General features: G+C 51.5%; 13 protein-coding genes and 1 pseudogene. 10 read left to right on the top strand and 4 right to left on the bottom strand.

The window, feature by feature from the left end:
- The first annotated feature begins 6 nt into the window (after nucleotides 1–6).
- Together JRJ22_RS24585 and JRJ22_RS24580 are read left to right on the top strand one after the other, a co-directional pair.
- The gene (locus JRJ22_RS24585; protein ID WP_206101939.1) at nucleotides 7–897 is read left to right on the top strand and encodes an ROK family protein; all 891 of its coding nucleotides are present in this window, start codon (nucleotides 7–9) and stop codon (nucleotides 895–897) included.
- A 91-nt stretch (nucleotides 898–988) separates the two neighbouring features.
- Nucleotides 989–4,792: a GH32 C-terminal domain-containing protein gene (locus tag JRJ22_RS24580; RefSeq protein WP_206101938.1), complete on the top strand. Its 3,804-nt coding sequence runs from the start codon at nucleotides 989–991 to the stop codon at nucleotides 4,790–4,792.
- 113 nt (nucleotides 4,793–4,905) lie between these two features.
- Here JRJ22_RS24580 and JRJ22_RS24575 read toward each other — a convergent pair whose 3' ends face one another.
- Both JRJ22_RS24575 and JRJ22_RS24570 read right to left on the bottom strand, forming a co-directional pair.
- Nucleotides 4,906–5,274 (bottom strand): hypothetical protein, encoded by a 369-nt coding sequence (locus JRJ22_RS24575; RefSeq protein WP_206101937.1) that lies wholly within the window; start codon nucleotides 5,272–5,274, stop codon nucleotides 4,906–4,908.
- Nucleotides 5,275–5,341: 67 nt separating this feature from the next.
- Nucleotides 5,342–5,815, bottom strand: coding sequence for a DUF2798 domain-containing protein (locus tag JRJ22_RS24570; RefSeq protein WP_206101936.1), 474 nt, complete (start codon nucleotides 5,813–5,815; stop codon nucleotides 5,342–5,344).
- Between the two features lie 135 nt (nucleotides 5,816–5,950).
- Between JRJ22_RS24570 and JRJ22_RS24565 the strand changes: the two genes are divergently transcribed.
- The 7 genes and pseudogenes from JRJ22_RS24565 to JRJ22_RS24535 all read left to right on the top strand — a co-directional run bounded on the left by JRJ22_RS24565 (nucleotide 5,951) and on the right by JRJ22_RS24535 (nucleotide 11,817).
- Entirely contained in the window at nucleotides 5,951–6,367 is a 417-nt protein-coding gene (locus tag JRJ22_RS24565; RefSeq protein WP_206101935.1) for a MarR family winged helix-turn-helix transcriptional regulator, read from the top strand.
- Between the two features lie 113 nt (nucleotides 6,368–6,480).
- Nucleotides 6,481–8,310, top strand: coding sequence for an APC family permease (locus JRJ22_RS24560; RefSeq protein ID WP_206101934.1), 1,830 nt, complete (start codon nucleotides 6,481–6,483; stop codon nucleotides 8,308–8,310).
- Between the two features lie 104 nt (nucleotides 8,311–8,414).
- Nucleotides 8,415–9,125 (top strand): hypothetical protein, encoded by a 711-nt coding sequence (locus JRJ22_RS24555; protein WP_206101933.1) that lies wholly within the window; start codon nucleotides 8,415–8,417, stop codon nucleotides 9,123–9,125.
- Between the two features lie 44 nt (nucleotides 9,126–9,169).
- Nucleotides 9,170–9,397 carry a hypothetical protein gene (locus JRJ22_RS24550; RefSeq protein ID WP_206101932.1) on the top strand — a complete coding sequence of 76 codons (228 nt, stop codon included), beginning with the start codon at nucleotides 9,170–9,172 and terminating at the stop codon, nucleotides 9,395–9,397.
- 86 nt (nucleotides 9,398–9,483) lie between these two features.
- A complete protein-coding gene (locus JRJ22_RS24545) occupies nucleotides 9,484–10,032 on the top strand; it encodes a CueP family metal-binding protein (RefSeq protein ID WP_206101931.1) in 549 nt (182 codons plus the stop codon).
- Nucleotides 10,033–10,351: 319 nt separating this feature from the next.
- A pseudogene (locus JRJ22_RS24540) lies at nucleotides 10,352–10,591 on the top strand (glycoside hydrolase family 28 protein); the annotation flags it as partial.
- A 215-nt stretch (nucleotides 10,592–10,806) separates the two neighbouring features.
- Entirely contained in the window at nucleotides 10,807–11,817 is a 1,011-nt protein-coding gene (locus JRJ22_RS24535; RefSeq protein ID WP_206101930.1) for a ketoacyl-ACP synthase III, read from the top strand.
- Between the two features lie 556 nt (nucleotides 11,818–12,373).
- Here the strand turns inward: JRJ22_RS24535 and JRJ22_RS24530 are convergent.
- A complete protein-coding gene (locus JRJ22_RS24530; protein WP_206101929.1) occupies nucleotides 12,374–13,390 on the bottom strand; it encodes a LacI family DNA-binding transcriptional regulator in 1,017 nt (338 codons plus the stop codon).
- 224 nt (nucleotides 13,391–13,614) lie between these two features.
- Between JRJ22_RS24530 and JRJ22_RS24525 the strand changes: the two genes are divergently transcribed.
- Nucleotides 13,615–18,672: a carbohydrate binding domain-containing protein gene (locus JRJ22_RS24525; RefSeq protein WP_206101928.1), complete on the top strand. Its 5,058-nt coding sequence runs from the start codon at nucleotides 13,615–13,617 to the stop codon at nucleotides 18,670–18,672.
- A 98-nt stretch (nucleotides 18,673–18,770) separates the two neighbouring features.
- Here JRJ22_RS24525 and JRJ22_RS24520 read toward each other — a convergent pair whose 3' ends face one another.
- A complete protein-coding gene (locus JRJ22_RS24520; RefSeq protein WP_206101927.1) occupies nucleotides 18,771–19,337 on the bottom strand; it encodes a GbsR/MarR family transcriptional regulator in 567 nt (188 codons plus the stop codon).
- Nucleotides 19,338–19,519 lie beyond the last annotated feature (182 nt).

The following is a 19,519-nucleotide window of genomic DNA, read 5'->3' as shown; positions in this document are numbered from 1 at the left end:
ACTTTCATGCGTATAGGAGCGATTGAGGCTGGCGGAACGAAATTTGTCTGCGGGATTGGTGATGAAAGCGGGCGGATTGAGGATCAGATCAGCTTCCCGACCGGACATCCGGATCAGACGATGCCCCAAGTAATTGAATATTTTCAAGACAAAGGGGTAGAAGCGATCGGCATCGGATCATTTGGTCCGATTGATATCCGCCCGGATAGTCCCACCTACGGTTACGTTACGACAACACCTAAGCCGGGATGGGCGAATTATAATCTGCTCGGGACTCTAAAGCAAGTTTTCCCTGTTCCCTTCGGCTGGGATACGGATGTTAACGCAGCTGTATATGGCGAGGTCAAATGGGGGGCTGCTCAGGGTATGTCCAATTGCTTGTACATTACAGTAGGTACGGGTATTGGTGTCGGGGTATATGCAGAAGGCCGGTTAGTCCATGGTCTTGTACATCCTGAGGGCGGGCATGTGCTGACAAGGCGCCATCCGGAAGATCATTTTGCCGGTATCTGTCCATATCACGGGGACTGTCTCGAAGGAATGGCGGCGGGTCCAGCGATTGAAGCCAGATGGGGGAAAAAGGGTCATGAGCTTCCGGCGGATCACAAGGCATGGGAAATGGAGGCCTTCTATATTGCAGGGGCTTTAACGGATGCTGTTTTACTGCTCTCTCCACAGAAAATTATTTTGGGCGGCGGTGTGATGCAGCAGCCGCAGCTGTTTCCCCTGATCCGGGAGGCCGTACGCCGGAACCTGAACGGGTATGTCAGTTCTAATACTATTCTGGATCACATGGAGGAATACATTGTTCCACCGGGTCTCGGCCAGCAGGCGGGATTATGCGGCGCTCTGGCCTTGGGACTTACTGCATTGAGCAATCCAGCTTCTATTATATAAACAGCAAGCAAGGCCGGCGGTTATGAATACGTAACCAGCCGGCCTTACCTTCAAAAGGGGACTTATCATATCCAGGAAAAGAGGGGAATGGATGAACCGGAAAGCAAAGTTAACATTAAACATCCTGCTCACTGCGGGAATCTTGGTGACTTCGATGATTACAGTTAATCGTGAGACAGACTGGGCCCTGGCTGCAGATGAGACGTTCGCCAAAGAGACAAAGGAGGGGATATCTATTTCTGAAACCGCTACCAATTTAAACAGCAACCTGACGGGATGGCATGTAGCCGGAAAAGGCCGGATGGAGAACACAGCGGAAGGGCTTCTGCTGACATCGGACCCGCAGGAAAATGTGCTGGCGTTATCGCAGACCACTGCGGATGATTTTATCTATGAAGCTGACGTAATGATTAAGGAGGGGCAACCTGATGCTACGCTGCTCTTCCGTTCAAGTAGGGATGGGCAGCGGGCTTACATGCTGCAAATCATACCTCAGGCCGGCATGATCCGTTTACGGGACGCTGGCGGCGGGGAAGGCAGGCTAAAAGAGGAGCGCCAGATTCCCTTGGTCCAGGGTGAAATCTATCATCTTAAGGTGAAGGCAGAGGGCTCCTCACTTAAGGTATATTGGGGAAATCAATACAAGCCTGTGATGGATATTGAGGACGAGGCATATCGCTCCGGGCAGCTCGGACTCCATGTCTGGAATGGGGCTGCGTTGTTCCAGAATATCACCGTAAGCGATCTGCAGGGGAACCTGGGGACAGTGCTGGCGAGTACAGGTCAATGGCAGCCTGATCTAGGCGGTAAAAAAGGGATCTCTGCCAATCAGAGCAAGGCACTGCTGATCTATAACAAGCCGGCTGATGATCTGGTGTACGAGGGGCAGATATCATTTTCTGACGATGGGACTGCAGGCCTTGCCTTCCGGTCCTCTGCTGACGGATTAAGCGGTTATGAAGCTTCTCTTGTGAGGGAGGCGAATCAAATTAGCGTCCGTTTAACCAAAGCGAACGGAACGGTCATCGCAAGCTCAGCACGTACTTATCCAAGCCGGGCGGGGGCAAAGCATGCGGTAGAGGTACATGCGAAGGGGGAAAGGATTCAGATTTTTGTAGATGGATATACTCCGGCGGCCATTGATGTTTCGGATAGTATGTACACAAGCGGCAACGCAGGACTTGTGGTAAACAGCGGGACCGCTTATTTCCAGAATACTTATGTGACTGATGCGGTCAGCTATAATAATGAAAAATACCGGCCGCAGTATCATTACACACCGATGCGCGGTTCTGTGAGTGATCCGAACGGCCTGGTCTATTTTGCCGGGGAATATCATCTCTTCCATCAGGATGGGGGGACATGGGCGCATGCCGTCAGCAAAGATATGCTAAGTTGGAAGCGCCTTCCTATCGCCCTTCCCTGGAATGATTACGGGCATGTCTGGTCCGGATCTGCTGTAGCGGATTTGAGTAATGCCTCAGGCCTGTTCGCGGATTCGGGCGGCCAGGGGCTTCTCGCCTACTATACTTCCTTCAATCCGGATGCCTTTAACGGCAACCAGCGGATTGGTCTGGCTTACAGCAAGGATCAGGGGCGCACGTGGGAATATGCCAAGGATCGTCCTATTGTTATTGAGAACCCCGGAAGAAGCGGAGAGGACCCTGGAGGCTGGGATTTCCGTGATCCCAAGGTAGTGCGTGATGAGGTGAATAACCGCTGGATTATGGTTGTGTCAGGCGGCGATCATATCCGTTTTTTTAGCTCAACGAATTTGCTTGATTGGACGCTGACTGACAACTGGGGTTACGGCAAATATGTCCGTGGCGGTGTGTGGGAATGTCCCGACCTGTTCCCGCTTACGGTACAGGGGACTACAGAGAAAAAATGGGTGCTAATGATCAGTACAGGAGCGAATCCGGCAACAGGCGGTTCGGATGCGGAATATTTTGTGGGGAGTTTTACGGCTGAAGGGAAGTTCGTGAACGATAATCCGGCTGGAACTGTGCTGAGAACTGATTTTGGCAAAGAGTTCTATGCCTCCATGACCTTCTCTGACATGCAGGATGGACGCAGAGTGATGCTGGCCTGGATGTCGAATTGGGATTATCCGTTCGCCTTCCCGACCTTGGGCTGGAAGGGGGAATTGACGGTCCCGAGAGAAGTGACCCTGGTTAAGACGAACGAGGGTATCCGGCTTGCCCAGAGTCCGGTCAAAGAACTGGAATCGCTGCGCAGCGCCCTTTATTCGGCATCTAACAAGGATGTTAGTCCTTCTTCGCCAAACTTGCTGAAAGGCCTGACTTCCGGTGCCTACGAAATCGAAGCAGCGGTGGAGATTCCCGCCGGCAGCAGTGTATCAGAATTCGGATTTAACTTGCGTGAGAGTGTTGGTGCTGCCCAGAAGACGGTTGTGGGCTACAAGCCGGGCGTAAGCACGGTGTTTGTGGACCGTTCCCTTTCCGGGATAACCGATTTCTCCAGCCTGTTCAGTACCAGACATGAAACGCAGGCGTTAACGGAGAACGGCCGGATCAGGCTGCGTATACTGGTGGATGAATCCTCGGTTGAGGTGTTTGTGAATGGCGGGAAGTCCGTGTTCTCGGACGTCATATTTCCGGACCCGGCCAGTCGGGGGATGAGCTTCTATACCAAGGGCGGCAATGTGAAGATGGTCTCCTTGAAAGTCAATAAACTAAGGTCGGTGTGGAATGCTGAGACGGATCTCTCCACCCGGATTGTCATGGATACCCGTGACCGTGAATTAGGTATTGGGCATAGTGACACGCTGCAAGCGATTGTAGAAAATGGACCCGGAAACGGTACAGAGCCGCTGAAATGGAAGTCCAGCAATCCGGAAGCCGTCAACATAAAGGTGGCAGACCATTCCCAGGCGGTGATTGAGGCAGTAAAAGCTGGGACGGCCGTCATTTCGGTATCCACCCCCAATGGAAAAGCATCTGCAAGTGTTTATGTGCAAGTCTCCGGCGGGGAGTTCCGCACAAATCTTAGCAGCTGGATCAAGGATTTGTCCATGTCTTCCTGGCTGGACAGTGAAGATGGCATCCGCGGAAGTTACTCCGGCGACGCCAAATATGTTGCCGGGGAGCAGGCGGGGGATTTCACTTATGAAGCTGAGATGAAGCTCGGCACGGCCGGAGGAGCGGGCTCCCTCCTGTTCCGGGCAAGCCCGGACGGGCGCAGCGGTTATTACCTCAATCTGGACCCGAATATGAAATCGGTCCGTCTGTTCTATAAAATTGACGGGCGTTTTGAAGAACGGCAGGTGCTGGCGAAGGTTCCAGCCTTTATTCTTCCGGACCGTACGTATAGTTTAAAGATACAAGCGGACGGGCCTCATATTGCAGTATACCTGGGAGGGGAGCGAATCATGGATGTCCAAGACGGAACCTTTGCGGCAGGCCATTTTGGACTGCATGTATTCGGGGGATCTGCTTCATTTCAGAACGTAAATGTAAGCGGAGCGGTTCCGGCAAACCTGATGACCTCAAGCGTGGTAAACGAAGTATTCCGGAAATCCCTGTATACGGCTAACCAGGTAAATGGTGAACCCGTCACGGTCAGCGATACACATGAAACGTCAGATCAAAAGTGGACGTTCGTGCCGACGGGCGATGAAGCAGGCTCTTACTCCATCCGCACGGCTTCCGGCCAGGCCCTTGATCTGAACACGGAGCAGAACGTAATCCAGCTCTATTCCTACTTAGGTTACAACAATCAGCGCTGGATCATCCAAAAGAATATGGACGGCTCAGCGGCCATCCTCTCTGTTCATAATCATCTGGCGCTGGCTGTCTCTGAGGATGGACTAAGCCTGACCCTGGCTGCCATTCAACCCGGTGCCGACGCTCAGAAGTGGTATCTGGATTTCTAAAATCTCTCCGAAGTTTCAATATGAATTCATTACAGCAGAAGGATTTACGACAAACAGTCCCGGTGCAGAGCTAATGCACACGGGACTGTTTGTTTGTGTGATGGATATAGAGCTTAAATCTGCCGACCATTCTCCCCCTTTAGCTCCTTACGCAGCAGCAGTGATTCGGCGTAGGTAACCATGGCCTGGAGAAAAATAAGTAAAATCTGATTCAGCAGGCTCATTTCGGAAGCGATAATAATAACGAGAGCGATGAGCCCGGTAAGCAGTGACAGCAGGATCAGACCGATGGACGGTCTGCGGTTAACACTTGGCCTGAACAGATTCAACAGCGTGATGAACACACCTTGGGCCAGAAAACAATTCACGAGTAAAGTGAATTTGTCCCACATCAGCGAATCCAGGGATGAGCCGAAGATATTAATGAGTACAAGAGCTGCGACTAGAACGAAGAGCGAGATACCATCCTTTTTGGTAAGCACAGCACAACATCCTTTCCTGGCAGATTGTATCCATTATTACCCAGGAATCTGCAGGATCAAGCAATGCTTATGCGCCGTGCACCGCAGCGTTCACCGGGAAAATTCTTGTGAACAGGAAGCGGGTTAATGGTCCGACCACCAGCAGCTGCAGCGGCAGGGCACAGATGAAATTAAGTCCGAGGATGGACAGATAGTGACGGAGGAAGTTGTCTCCGAATCCGTAGTGTGCTAGTGTGCCATATAGGGACATGCAGATAACCATACCGCAAACCATGAAGACGGAAATGGCCAGCACTTTTTTGATCATCGGATCGGAGGGCTTTACCAGCTTGAAGGCCAGACCCTTGGCAATTTTGCTGATGACCACAATGTCCAGGAATAAGGCGACAATCAGTGCCGGCAGCAGGCCGGCGGCAACTTCAAGAAATACTTTATTAGTTGCACCATTGAATAGAATTACGTTATAAAAGCTCATTCCGACGACCATTAAGAAGCACATTATACTGGTGAAAATCAGTGCTTCTTTTTTATTTTTACCCATTGTTCAAACTCCCTTAAGGTTAAGTTTTCAAGCTTCACTTATAGTATCAGGAGGATGAAATATTGTCAACCAAGTTGACATAAATGAAGACATTCCTTCAAACTGAATCTGCATCCCATTACTGGAGGGCTTTATATGAAGGAGTATATCCGCGATTTAAATCTGATTGACCTGGTTAGTGAAAAACATAAGGTTTTGCGGGAACAGGTAACCGTACGGAGCGGTGATCCGCTGAATCATACTGAAACACATATTCTGGCGAAGCTGGAGCTGCACGGCAGACTGTCTATCTCGGAAATCAGCCGGCAAATCAGTATTTCCCGCCAGGGAGCACAAAAATCGATCAATGTGCTGCTGGACGAGGGTTATGTAGAGACCGTTCAGGTGGAGGGGAACAGCCGTGATAAATATATCGTACTGACGTCAAAAGGAATCGAAGTGTGCCGGAGGATGCTGGAGATCAAGCAGGGGATTGAGCGGGAAATAGCAGCGCGGATCGGGGCGGAGCAGGTGCAGCTGCTGAAACAGCTGCTTGCCGAGGACTGGCTTTAAGTTGCTCCGAATTAAATCTGTTGCGCAATCGCCTGGTGAAATGTATATTATGGATTGAATTTAATCAATACTTTTCGGGGTAATATAACTTTAAAAAAAGTCGGGTGAGGCAGATGATGATTTCGGTAAAAAGATTCCTGATTGGACGGCCGCTGAAATCAGATCAATTGGGCGACCAGAAATTAAACAAAACCAAAGCGCTAGCCATTCTATCATCAGATGCATTATCTTCTGTTGCTTATGGTCCTGAGCAGATTCTGCTGGTTCTGATTACGCTCAGCACGGCAGCGTTCTGGTATTCAATTCCTATAGCTATTGGAGTACTTATACTGCTGACGGCCCTGATTTTATCTTACCGGCAAATTATTTTTGCTTACCCTCATGGAGGGGGAGCTTACGTTGTGTCCAAAGAGAACCTGGGCAAATATCCCGGCCTGGTGGCCGGCGGCTCACTGCTCGTGGACTATATATTAACAGTTGCCGTGAGTGTATCTGCGGGTACAGATGCAATTACTTCCGCTTTTCCCAGCCTGCATTCCTACAATGTAATTATCGCCGTCCTATTTGTACTGCTGATAACGACCCTGAATTTACGGGGGGTCACGGAGTCCGCATCATTCCTGGCCTATCCGGTGTATCTGTTTATACTTGCAATCTTAGTAATGCTCGGATTGGGGCTGCTGCGGATTATGTCCGGAGACGTACCGGCAGATCTTCATACCCCTATAGGCACACCGGTAGCAGGGATCAGCCTGTTTCTGCTGCTAAAAGCGTTCTCGTCGGGGAGCTCGGCCCTGACCGGGGTCGAAGCAATTTCCAACGCCATTCCCAACTTCAAGGCACCGGCGCCGAATAACGCGGCCAAAACGCTCGCAGCGATGGGTGTACTGCTGGCTTTGTTATTTTCAGGAATTGTGCTCTTGGCATATTACTATGGCGTAACGCCGAATGAAAAAGTTACCGTCGTTTCTGAGATTGCTGAACAGGTCTTTGGGCGGAACTTCATGTATTTCTTTGTCCAAGGGACCACGGCTCTGATTCTGATCCTGGCGGCGAATACGGGATATTCCGCATTTCCGCTGCTGGCGGTCAATCTGGCCAAGGATAAATTTATCCCGAGAATGTTCACAGTCCGCGGTGACCGGCTAGGGTATTCGAACGGTATACTCAGCCTTGGAATCCTCTCCATAATTCTGATCATCGCCTTCGAGGGACGCACGGAGCATCTGATTCCGCTCTATGCGGTGGGGGTCTTCATTCCCTTTACGCTGTCCCAGACCGGCATGATGATTAAATGGATCCGCCAGAAGCCGGAAGGCTGGGTCAGCAAGCTGATTATTAACACGACCGGCGCATTGATCAGCTTCATCGTTACAATCATGTTCTTCCTGACCAAGTTCCCGCAGGTATGGCCGGTGCTGGTCTTCCTGCCGCTGATCATCCTGCTCTTTTACCGGATCCGCAAGCATTACGAGGCAGTGGCTGACCAGCTGCGGATTTCAACCTGTGAAGAAGAGCCTATGGCGATTGAAGGCAATATTATCATCCTGCCAGTTGCCGGGATTACCCATGTGGTGGAGAACTCGCTGCGCTATGCGCAATCCTTGTCTGCCGATCAGATCATCGCTGTGCATGTCCCGTTTGAACGGGATGATGAGAATATATTTGAAGAGAAGTGGAAGAAATTCCACCCCGAAATCAGGCTGGTGACGCTGTATTCGCCTTACCGCAGCATCATCCATCCGCTGACCAAGTTTATCGATACGGTTCAGCGCAAGGCGAGTGAGTCCGACTACCAGGTCACAGTAATTGTGCCGCAGTTCATTCCCAAGAAGGGCTGGCATAACATTCTCCATAACCAGTCCAGCCTGCTGATCCGCGCCCATCTGCTGTACCGCAGAAATGTAATTATTACTACAGTGCCCTATCATTTGAAAAAATAACCGCTGGTAAGCACAAAGACCGCGGGCGTCCGGCTGGCCGGCTGCTTGCGGTCTTTTGTATTATGTATAATGAATAGAGAAAAGAAGAATGGGGAGGAATGAGATTGAAGGGGAAGAAACTTTGCTTTATCGCACTTATTGCTTCGATGCTCTTTCTCCTGGCCGGCTGCGCCAGCGGAACGGCGCATATGACTGTGAAGAAGGACGGAAGTCTAGATCTGGCGTTCAGCATTATACTGGATGACCGGGCGGAATCCATGGTTGGCGGCAAGCTGGAGGAAGTGCTCACGACAAGACTTACTGCCGCAGGGATTCAACTGAACAAGAGCCAAAGCGGGAAATCCACCAAATATGAATTCCTGAAGTCGTATGATTCCTTCGAGGATATGCAGGAGAATGCCGGGAGTCTCGATATTGTAGATACGAAGGTCGTTACAGCGGACAAATGGCTGTACACCAAATATGATATCGTGGCCAGGCCGAAGCTGAATGCGTATTCGGATCAGATCATAGACGGCATTGGAACACTGAATATGCCGAAATCACTGGCAAGGCTGCTGATGCAGAGCCTGGCTTTAAATTTTAAAATAACGCTGCCTTATGACTTATATGGAGCGAATAATGCAGTCTCCCAAGAGGGAAACACCTTAACATGGCGCATAACGCTGGCAGATTCCGAGCCGCTCCGCCTGGTGGTTTATGTACCGGATATGAAGAATATTCTGATCGCAGGCGGAGGTCTCATTTTGATTATCGCGGCGGGTGTTCTTTGGTTCATCAGATTCAGAAAATCGCGTAACTCCCTTACTCAGTAATCATCCGGTACCGCTTTGGGCCGGGAACTTGTGTTGTCACGGTATTGGCCCGGCGTCATGCCTTCCTGCTTACGGAACGGATGAAGTTCTGTGAATTATTGTATCTATGTCAGCTCTCAACGATCATTGGGGATGCGACTTACAATTATATTATCGGCAATATCAATGCTGCAGATTTTAAGAAGGAAGTGGAAAAATGGAAATCCAGCGGCGGCAGTCTGATCATGCAGGAGTACGCTGAGGCGGAGACTAGAGCGGGGAGTGTGCAGTAGGAAGGCATATTGTCATAGATTCGTCTTGTTTGCAGCACTGGTGCTTAGACTATAATAATAGTAGAGAGACTGGAGGATGACATTCTATGAGAAAACAAGTCTTGCTGACTGCCGGATTTGCCGTAGTCATTGGCTTAGGAACATACCTGTATGCAGAAAATAACGCCCCGGAAAGTGCAGGCCCAAGCCCGGCGGATACGCAAACCCTTAAACAGCTGGTGCACGATTACAGCAGCCGCAGTATCACCGCTGAATCGGCTTCCATTTCATCAACCCAGCTGATCGTCAAAGAGAGCGGTGGCAAGTCGGCTACTTATAGCTTGCCGGACGATGAGTTTTTTGTCTCCATTGCACCCTACATCAATCAGACACATCCATGCGCAACCCATAGCTTAACTGGGTGTCAGGGCGAGATGGTGGAACAAGAGTTTAACATATCCGTTCAAGACACCGAAGGCAATCCGGTAATGGACAACGAGACGGTGAAATCCCAGCCTAACGGATTTATCGATCTGTGGCTCCAGCGGGATAAGACGTATCACATTACCATTGAACAAAATGGAAAAAAAGCCGAGTCTGACATTTCTACATTTGAGAAGAATGATACTTGCGTAACGACTATGCATCTAGGCTAAGTAGAAGCTGACCCTTAGCTCCGGAATAAAACAGAGCAGTGCCTCTCCTGGGATCAGGAGGGGCACTGCTTTTTTAGGCTGTGGCTGCTGCTAACGGACACAGGAGACGCTAATTCCTGATTTTTCCGCGTTTTGGCGCCCTTACGGACACAGATGCAGTTAAGTAAGCTGAAAAGCGCTGATTTGGACAAATCCATAGCAAATAACGGCGCTGGAGTCCGCTACGCCGCGTCTGTGTCCGGAATCCCGTAATTAGAGTCATCTGAGTCCGTAAATATTTGTTGCCTTCCTAACACACGCCAAAATTCTTCCATTAACGAATGCGGTTCCCGGCCAACCGGATATGATGACAGGTATCATAAATATGAATAACTGCGGATTTTTACTGGGGAATGTGCGTGATGTCCAGTTTCAGCAGGTGACGGTCGAGAACCATGAAGTTCCTGCTTTTTATGTCGAGAATGGTGAGAATGTTCAGGTCATCAGCTGTGTATCCAGAAACACCGCCAAGCCGGAAATGCTGGTCGAGCAGGTTGAAGTTATGCCGGCGAACACTTGAAGGATAACACCTGAAGGGCAACACGTAAATAGGTTTGCTATTTAGCAAGCATTAGCATCATAAGTAATTTATGCGGAGCCGTGGCTTCACTTGAGGTCATGGCACTTTTTTGTCGGCTTTCCAGTATTCTTTTTTTGCAATTTACTGTGCGTCCGGATATACTTAGTACCAAGTACTAATACCAGATACTATAAACTATATGAGGTGAGTGAAAAATGAAGGGTGCGAAAATTACAGCCATCGGAACCTATGTCCCTGCCCGCAGGTTGTCTAACAGCGATTTGGAGCAAATGGTGGAGACGAATGATGAGTGGATTGTACAGCGGACGGGTATCCGTGAACGCAGAATAAGCCGTGAGGATGAATATACCAGTGATTTATGCGTTGCTGCTGTCCGGGATTTGCTTACACGTTACGGAAAAACTGCCGCGGATGTGGACATGGTTATCGTGGCTACGAGCACAGCTGATTTTTCCTTTCCCTCGGTAGCCTCCATCATCCAGCACCGTCTCGGCATACCGCTGACTGCCGGAGCGGTTGATATGAGCGCGGCCTGTGCCGGCTTTGTCTATGCGCTGCATACTGCCCATGCATATGTAGCATCCGGTCTGCACCGTAAGGTGCTTGTGCTCGGAGCTGATGCGCTGTCCAAAATTACGGACTATAGTGACCGCAGTACCTGCATCCTGTTTGGGGATGGGGCCGGAGCAGTGCTTGTGGAGGCGGATGAGCAGCAGGACCGTTTTCTGGGATTCCATCTCAACAGTGCCGGCGGCGGGGCGCATCATGTCTACCGCACGGGACTGGCAAGTAGGGTTAACGGCATAGCGCTATCGGATACCGGGAAGCTGGTGCAGAACGGCCGGGAGGTGTTCAAATGGGCGGTGCGTACGGTTCCGCAAGGGGTGCGGCAGGTACTGGACAACGCCGGAGCAACGCTTGCGCAGGTGGACTGGTTCATCCCGCACAGCGCCAATCTGCGGATGATCGAGCCGATTTGTGAACGCTTGGCGTATCCTTTTGAACAGGCGCTGTACAGCCTTGAATACTTCGGCAATACCTCTGCCGCCAGTATTCCGCTTGCGCTGGACCTCGGTATCCGCGAAGGCAAGGTGCAGAGCGGCCAGCGTGCACTGCTCTACGGCTTCGGTGCCGGTCTGGCACAAGCCGGTCTGCTGGTTGAACTCAGTCTGGATGAGCAGGTTATGCCGCCTGCTGTTTTATAGAGCTGCGTAAGCTGCTGCGGGGGAGAGGCTGAATTGGGGTTCTCCCTCCCTCATATCCGAAAAATGGACCCTTAAATCAGAAAAACCGTGCCTTGAAGGCTAACTTCAAATGAGAGATTATATTATCGAAAACGTTTTCGGTGAGGGGGGATAGCTTAACGCCTGTTCATAATGAGTTTTCTTAATCAGAGCGTTGGAATCTCAGGTGAGCCATCTGCAGAGTTCATTTAATGGTTTACATGGCAGTCTGCTTGGAAGAACTTGGAGTAATATCTGGAAGAGTTCAAGGCCGTATTCGTTGTAATTGCATTTTGTGCAGTAGAATCGCTCAGTTGGGGCTGGAAACCGGGTTTAATTGCATTCCGTACAACTGAATTTGTGGAAAAAGGGTGTTTGGAGCGATTCAGACCATTTTAACTGTACAGAGTACAATAGAATCGCTGCGGGCAGCTTTATGGCCTGTTCCTACTGTAAAAAGTGCAATTAAATTCGGAATTGCCTAAAAGCCGGGGTTCGTAAGCTGAGTCTTAGAGGATAACGCCGCCGGATTTCGTATTCAGCGCTTCAAACCGCTGCCGCAGGATTCACGAATGATCAGGGCCGGTTCGACGACAAATGAGCCGCCTTCTGACTGGTTGTTGATGAGGTCAAACAGCATGTGGGCGGCAAGCAACCCAAGGCGTTCCTTGTTCTGGCGGATCGTGGTCAGCGTAGGGCTGGTATATTTGCAGGCTTCGATATCATCACAGCCAATTACGGCAACATCCTCAGGAATGCTGAGTCCATGCTCCTTCAGGGCGCGGATCGCCCCGAGGGCCAATAAATCAGATGCGGCAAAAATGGCCCGGGGCAGACTGCCGCTCTCAAGCAGACGCTGCATCGCCGCGTAGCCGCTAGACTCGAAGAAATCATCGCCATGCGCGAACCAATTGGGATTCAGCGTCAGGCCGAAACTTTCGATCGCCTTGATGTACCCCGCTTCCCGCTGATTGGAGATATCCGAGTCGCCTGTGCTGCCGATGAAGCCCAGCTCCCTGTAGCCCAGCAGATAGAAATGCTCCACAACCTTAGAGGCGATCTGAAAATTATCCGACATCACGTAACCCGACTTTTTGCCCTTAAGCTCCAGGTCGACACCGATGCAGGGAATACTGCTCATATCCAGATCACGGATGGCCGGCTCCATCTTTTCCCCTGAGATGATAACACAGCCGTCCACATGGAAATGTACGCAACGGGATAAGTAGTCTCCGCCGTTGATGAACTTCTCGTTGGAGAAAAAAATAAGGTCGTAACCCAGCACGCCCATCTGCTTCTTGAAGGAGTTCAGCACCTCCACAAAAAAAGGATGCGTAATTTCCACGTTAAGCTCACCGGCAAAAATAACACCGATTAAATTGGACTTTTTGGTGGCCAGCGTTTTAGCGGAGTTAGAGGGAGAATATCCGGTTTGTTCGATAATCTCCAGTACCCGTTGTTTCGTTTTTTCGGAAACATCACTGTAATTATTCATGATTTTCGAAACGGTAGAAACAGAAACACCGGCCAATTCGGCAATTTTTTTGATGTTCATTGGTACGCTTGTCCACCCTCCGCTTAATAATGATCTATAACTAAAAGACTGCTATAATACCGTTATTTTATGAATTTTAAGCTTATGTCCGGTACAAAAAATAATCACATTTAAGTCTATTCAACTTCCCGAAACAAGTCAAACAATTCTTGCCGGATAAATCGAAACCGATTTCGATATTCACAAGAGTAAACGTTACTGTAAATTGAGGAGGAATACACTGGATGAAAAAGAATATTTCGGCGGCGCTTGCTGCCGTGGTCCTAGTAACCGGCCTGCTTACGCCGGTGGGCAGCGGGACCGTTACTGCAGCGCCAGCGTCAAATCTACAGCAGTCTGTTGCAGCAAGTAATATGAAAGCGTTTACCGATGTGAAAGCAGACCATTGGGCTGCCCGGTCGGTGCAGCGCTGGAGTGACACTGGCATCATCGGAGGGTACGCAGACGGCACCTTTCGTCCGAATAACCAGGTGACGAAGGCGGAGTTCGCTGTCATTATGAACCGGATCTTTAATTACAGGGCCGAGGCAGCTGTGCTTCCTGCCGATGCTGCAGGGCATCTCTGGTTCAGCAAAGATATCGCCAAAGGCATAGCTGCAGGATATTTAAGCGCGGACCCGGCTAACCTGATTCATCCTTCTGCGATGCTCTCGCGTGCGGAGGCAGCGGTGGCGCTGCAGAAGATTTTCCGGCTGGAAGCCGCTAAACCGGATGCGGTTTACACGGATTTGGCAGGCGCCGGCAGTGAGCTGACCGATGCCATTACGGCACTTACGGCAGCCGGTTATTTACAAGGCTATCCAGGGGGCTTATTTAAGCCGGGTGGAGCGATCAGCCGCGCTGAGCTGGCCCGGATCGTGGATCTGATGGTTCCCGGTCTCGTTACGTCGGCGGGAGAGGTTTCTTTGGGAACAGTAAAAGGCAACGTAGTGCTGAACAGTACTGATATTCTTTTGCAGGACACGGTAATCGAAGGCAATCTTTACCTTACCGAAGGGATTGGCGAAGGTAACGTCATGCTTCAAGGGGTGCAGGTCACGGGTACAACCTTCATTCGCGGAGGCGGAGAGCATAGCGTAAGCCTGGATAACAGCAAGCTTGGAAAGGTAGTGGTGGCCAGACCCGGCGGCAATGTGCGCATTCAGGCCAGCGGCGGGACAGCCGTGGGAACGGTACAGCTGGACTCCGGGGCAACACTGGAGGAAGGGAAGCTGACCGGGGCTGGATTTACGGATGTTGAAATCCGCCCAGGAGCCAAGGCGGTGACATTGAAGGGGGAGTTCAGCAATGCCAGTACAGCGGATAACCGAGCAGGCAGCTTAGCGCTAAGCCTCTCCGGCAAGCTGGGTAAGCTGATTTTGAATACCCCAAGCCAGGTTCTGCTTGCCGGCAATGCCCGGGTCGCAGAGCTGCTGATATCCGCGAATGCCGCGGGCACAGCGCTGCTGGGCAGCGGCAGCTTCGGTGCTGTCACGAATAATGCCGAGGGCGTCACAAGCGGAGGTAGAGCGCTAACTAAAGGCAGCAGCAGTGAGCTGAAGGTGGCTGCACCAGCCTCCAGCCCGTCTCCGGTGAGCGGAAGCTCCTCCGGCTCCGGCGGTACAGCGGCCCCGACGGATGCACCAACACCGGCAGCGACGCCGACAGCAACAGCAACACCAACACCAACACCAACACCAACAGCTACACCAACAGCTGCACCAACAGCTGCACCAACGCCAACAACCACGCCTACACCAACGCCAACGTCAACACCAACAGCAAAGCCAACACCTGCGGCGGATCCATGGACGCTGGTGTGGAATGATGAATTTAATGATGGTGTTATCGATCCGGCAAAGTGGACTTATGATCTTGGAGACGGTTCGGCTGTCGGCAATCCCGGCTGGGGCAACAATGAGCTGGAATGGTACACAAATGACGAGAAGAATGTAAAAGAAGCGGACGGCAAGCTCATTATTACCGCACGCAAAGAGGCGCAGAATGGTAAGGAATATACATCCTCGCGGATTAAGACCAACGGGCTGTTCGGCAAGAAGTACGGCAAATTTGAGATCCGGGCGAAAGCTCCGACCGGCAAGGGCTTCTGGCCGGCGATCTGGATGCTGCCGGAGAATTATGAGTACGGCAACTGGGCCGCATCCGGCGAGATAGATATTATGGAAGGCTGGGGCAGCCGTCCGAACACCGTTGCCGGCACCATTCATTACGGATCCCAGTGGCCGGATAATGTGTACTCCGGCAAAGAATACGTATTCCCGGATAACGGAACCATCGGACAGTACCACACCTATTCGATTGAATGGGAGCCAGGGGAAATCCGCTGGTATGTGGACGGTGTGCTCTACTCGACCAAAAATGACTGGTACAGTCTCAGCAGCGGCCAGCCGGCTAACAATGCCTACCCGGCACCGTTCAACCAGGAGTTCCATCTCCTGCTGAATCTGGCTGTAGGCGGCAACTTTGACGGCAATCCGACAGAGGAGACGGTATTCCCGCAGTCGATGGAAATCGATTATGTACGGGTATACGAGCTGACAGGCAGAGCGTACCGTGAGCCGGTGCCGGTAACACTTGCGAAGGAGCCTTATCTGGAGGGCTCACTTGCTCCGCTGGCGGACGGCAACTTTATCCATAACAATGGATTCACGGAGCAGGTGGAGGGCGATGCCGGGTTGGGTATTCCGAATACAGCGCACTGGGTGCTGTACAAGGAACCAGGAGCCGATGCAGCAGTATCGCTCGAACCGCTTGGCGGAGCGAATTTCCTCAAGGTAAACATCAGCAGCGCAGGCGGAAATTCCTATTCGATTCAGCCGCAGGCAATCGTGTCATTGGCTAAAGGAAGATTCTACAAACTCAGCTTTGATGCGAAGACGGATGCCACGCGGAGCATGAATGCGAGGCTGACCGGCGGAGCATCCCGCGGCTATCAGGCGTATTCGCCGGGACTCAAGGCTGAGCTGAACGGAACATTGGGTCACTATGAAATGATGTTCCAGATGAAGGAGAATTCCGATATTGCAGCACGGGTTGAATTCAACCTGGGCACGAACAGCTCGCCGGTGTGGCTGGGCAATGCCCGGTTAGAAGAGATCGACAGCATTCCATTCGAACATGACAGCGCCAAGACGCCGCTCGGCAGCGGTAATCACTTATACAACGGCACCTTCGACCTCGGTGAGACAGACCGGCTGAGCTACTGGCATACCGCAGCTTCCGGCGGGGCAGAGGTCAGCAGCAGCGTTGACGATGAAGGGCGGCTGCGTCTGCAGATCACGGGCAACGGTGCTGCAGGGGCGGATGTACGGCTGCTGCAGAAGGGCATTTATCTGGTGCAGGGCCAGGATTACAAGCTGACCTTTGACGCGGATGTCACTTCCGCGCGGACAGCAACAATAGAACTGCTCGGCAAAGATGGAACGCTCTATACCTCGAAGGAGGTGCAGCTTACTGAGGGGGCGCACAGCATCACTGCCGAATTCCCGGGACTTGCCGGAGCTACGGATCATGAAGGACAGTTCGTTGTGCGCCTCGGCGGCGCGCCGGGCATCGTACGTCTGGACAATTTCATCCTGCTTCGCACCAGCACCTATTTTGATCCGTCTCTGGTCTATTATCCGCTGGTCAATGGAGATTTCAGCTTTGGATTTAACAGCTGGGAACGCCTGTTGACCGAGCAGGGCGGACAGAGCGCGGCAGCCGTAACGGACGGGGCCGCTAAATTTAGCATTACCAATACCGGCAGCCAGAATTATTCGGTCATGCTGTTCCAGAACGGGCTGAAGGTGGCTGGCGGAGAGGAATACATCATTGAGTTCGATGCCAAATCCAGCGTCGCCCGCAAGATCAGCGTCAACGCGGAGAATGCGTCTTATAAGCCTTCTTTTAGCCGGATCATTGATGTGTCGCCGGACGGTGCCCATTACAAGTTCGAATTCCGCCAGGGTGTGAAGGATACGCTGTCGCTGAAATTTCTGATGGGTAAGGTGGATGGTGTCAGCATTTCCGGATCCCATGACATCACCATCGATAATGTGAAGTTTGAGATCAAGAACGCTCCCGCTAAGCCGCAGGAGCTGCAGAGCGACAGTACCAATAACAGAGTCGGGCAGCCGATTGAGCTGACATTCATGGACAATGCCGCCTGGCGCAGCAAGATTAGCGCGGTCAAGGTGAATGGCACTGCAGTAGCAGAAGGACAATACACGATTCAGCCCGGCGTCATCACTATCCCCGCAGCAGCCTTCCCGGCTGAAGGCAACTACACGGTCACAGTGGAAGCCAGGGGTTATGTGAATGCGGCTGTCACGCAGGCCATTCTGGCGAATGACAATAATCTGGTGGTTAACGGGTCGTTTAGCAACGGCCGCACCGGCTGGTCCACATGGTCCGGGGAGGGCGGGGCTGCTGCATTTAGTGTAGATGAGGGTGTGGCTAATATCGCGATCAGCGCCGCCGGCAGCCAGACTTGGGCTAACCAGTTCTTCCAGGAAGGCATCCGGCTTCAAGCCGGCAAAACCTATGAGCTGAGCTTCAAGGGCAAATCGACGGTACCCCGGCAGATTATCGTGGAATACAGCGGAACTTCTGCCGCTTCTGCACAGGCGCGGTTTGACATTACGGCCACTTGGGCGACCTATAGCGCACAGTTTACAGTGGCGGACGGCAGTCCGCTGAAGCTGAATCTTCTGATCGGCAGCAGCGCGGGTGACGATAAAACGGCAAACAGCACGCCGCATACGCTATCCTTGGATGACATTGCCATTAGAGAGGTAACTACCGGTACACCTGTGGAACCGGCTAGCGGCACACTGGATAACGGAACCTTTGATACAGTAAAAGGGATGGCCGGCTGGACGCAGTACTTCGACGGAACCGGCTCCGCCAAGGCCATGAACGGGGAATTGGCTGTCAGCCTGACGGGAACCGGCGGAGCCCATTACAGTGCACAGGTGGATTACGCGGAGCTGAAGCTTGAACAGGGCAAGACGTATAAGCTGACGTTTCAGGCCCGCTCCGACATTGACCGGCTGATCGAAGTGGCTGTAGAGCATAAAGGCGGGGATTACACCAAATATCTGCCAGCCCGGCAGGTTGCGCTGACGGACGAAATGAGCGAATACAGCTATACCTTTACTATGGATGGGGCAACGGATTCCTTGGCGCATCTGGTGTTTCTCATGGGACTTATCGCAGGCAACAGCGCGGAAACGAATCAAGCGGTTAAAGCAGGCAATCAGATTGTAATTGATAACGTAACACTCGTAGAGATTCCTTAAGCGGAAATAATAATAGCTGCTGGAACAACAAATGGCCGTGGCCCCTTAAATGGGGACACGGCCATTTTTGAAAATATAAGAATTTATTTGATATACGATTAGGTTTCCTTAGGAATAAGTTCAAAAATTTTGCCGGTTTCCAGCGCCTCGATCAGCTTCAGCAGCCAGCGGTAGTATTTGATGGCTTCCTCAATTTTGGCTTCATCATTCGTCAGCAGCCGCAGCACCTCCGCATCCTCCGCATCCTCCGCGTATTCGGTCTGCATCGCTTTGATTTCGGCCAGTGACTTTGCCAGTGCAGTCATATTGCCCTCCACGGCTTTGCGCCACTTAATGGAGAAATAATCGCTGAAATTCTGATGCCAGTCAGGCACGACCTCGAACAGATCCTTGCGCGTTCCTTTTCCCCACACTTTGTCAATCATCTTAAGATCAAGCAGCGTACGGACGCCGGTGCTCATAGAGGTCTTGCTCATCCCCATGGTGCGGCTTAAATCATCCAGCGTTACGGGGCCCTCATTAAAATACATATATCCATATAAATGCCCGATGGACAGTGTAATTCCGTACAAATCCATATTTTTGCCGATGGAATCAATCACCCGTTCGCGGGCCTTGCTGATTCGCTGTATCTGCTCGGGCGGAAGCCCTTCTAAATCGTTCATGATGTCCCTCCTGAGGAATAGGCTGATAGACTGTAAACCTCTCAAATGTATTGTAATCAAATCCTTATCGATAAGTAAAGAATTCATGCGGAACGGAATATGGCGTAAAACAGAGTATTCTTTATGTAAAGTACGTAAAGTTAAAACTGTACACTAAATTTTTAGCGTATACGGGCTTTGCG

The organism is Paenibacillus tianjinensis (genome assembly GCF_017086365.1).
Taxonomy (GTDB): domain Bacteria; phylum Bacillota; class Bacilli; order Paenibacillales; family Paenibacillaceae; genus Paenibacillus_AQ; species Paenibacillus_AQ tianjinensis.
This window is presented reverse-complemented; position numbering and strand designations above follow the sequence as displayed.

What these genes read in the sequence shown, in the direction of transcription:
- JRJ22_RS24560 (WP_206101934.1), top strand. Translation starts at nt 6,481, where the DNA reads ATGATGATTTCGGTAAAAAGATTCCTGATTGGACGGCCGCTGAAATCA.
- JRJ22_RS24580 (WP_206101938.1), top strand. Translation starts at nt 989, where the DNA reads ATGAACCGGAAAGCAAAGTTAACATTAAACATCCTGCTCACTGCGGGA.
- JRJ22_RS24565 (WP_206101935.1), top strand. Translation starts at nt 5,951, where the DNA reads ATGAAGGAGTATATCCGCGATTTAAATCTGATTGACCTGGTTAGTGAA.
- JRJ22_RS24535 (WP_206101930.1), top strand. Translation starts at nt 10,807, where the DNA reads ATGAAGGGTGCGAAAATTACAGCCATCGGAACCTATGTCCCTGCCCGC.
- JRJ22_RS24530 (WP_206101929.1), bottom strand. Translation starts at nt 13,390, where the DNA reads ATGAACATCAAAAAAATTGCCGAATTGGCCGGTGTTTCTGTTTCTACC.
- JRJ22_RS24525 (WP_206101928.1), top strand. Translation starts at nt 13,615, where the DNA reads ATGAAAAAGAATATTTCGGCGGCGCTTGCTGCCGTGGTCCTAGTAACC.
- JRJ22_RS24520 (WP_206101927.1), bottom strand. Translation starts at nt 19,337, where the DNA reads ATGAACGATTTAGAAGGGCTTCCGCCCGAGCAGATACAGCGAATCAGC.
- JRJ22_RS24570 (WP_206101936.1), bottom strand. Translation starts at nt 5,815, where the DNA reads ATGGGTAAAAATAAAAAAGAAGCACTGATTTTCACCAGTATAATGTGC.
- JRJ22_RS24585 (WP_206101939.1), top strand. Translation starts at nt 7, where the DNA reads ATGCGTATAGGAGCGATTGAGGCTGGCGGAACGAAATTTGTCTGCGGG.
- JRJ22_RS24545 (WP_206101931.1), top strand. Translation starts at nt 9,484, where the DNA reads ATGAGAAAACAAGTCTTGCTGACTGCCGGATTTGCCGTAGTCATTGGC.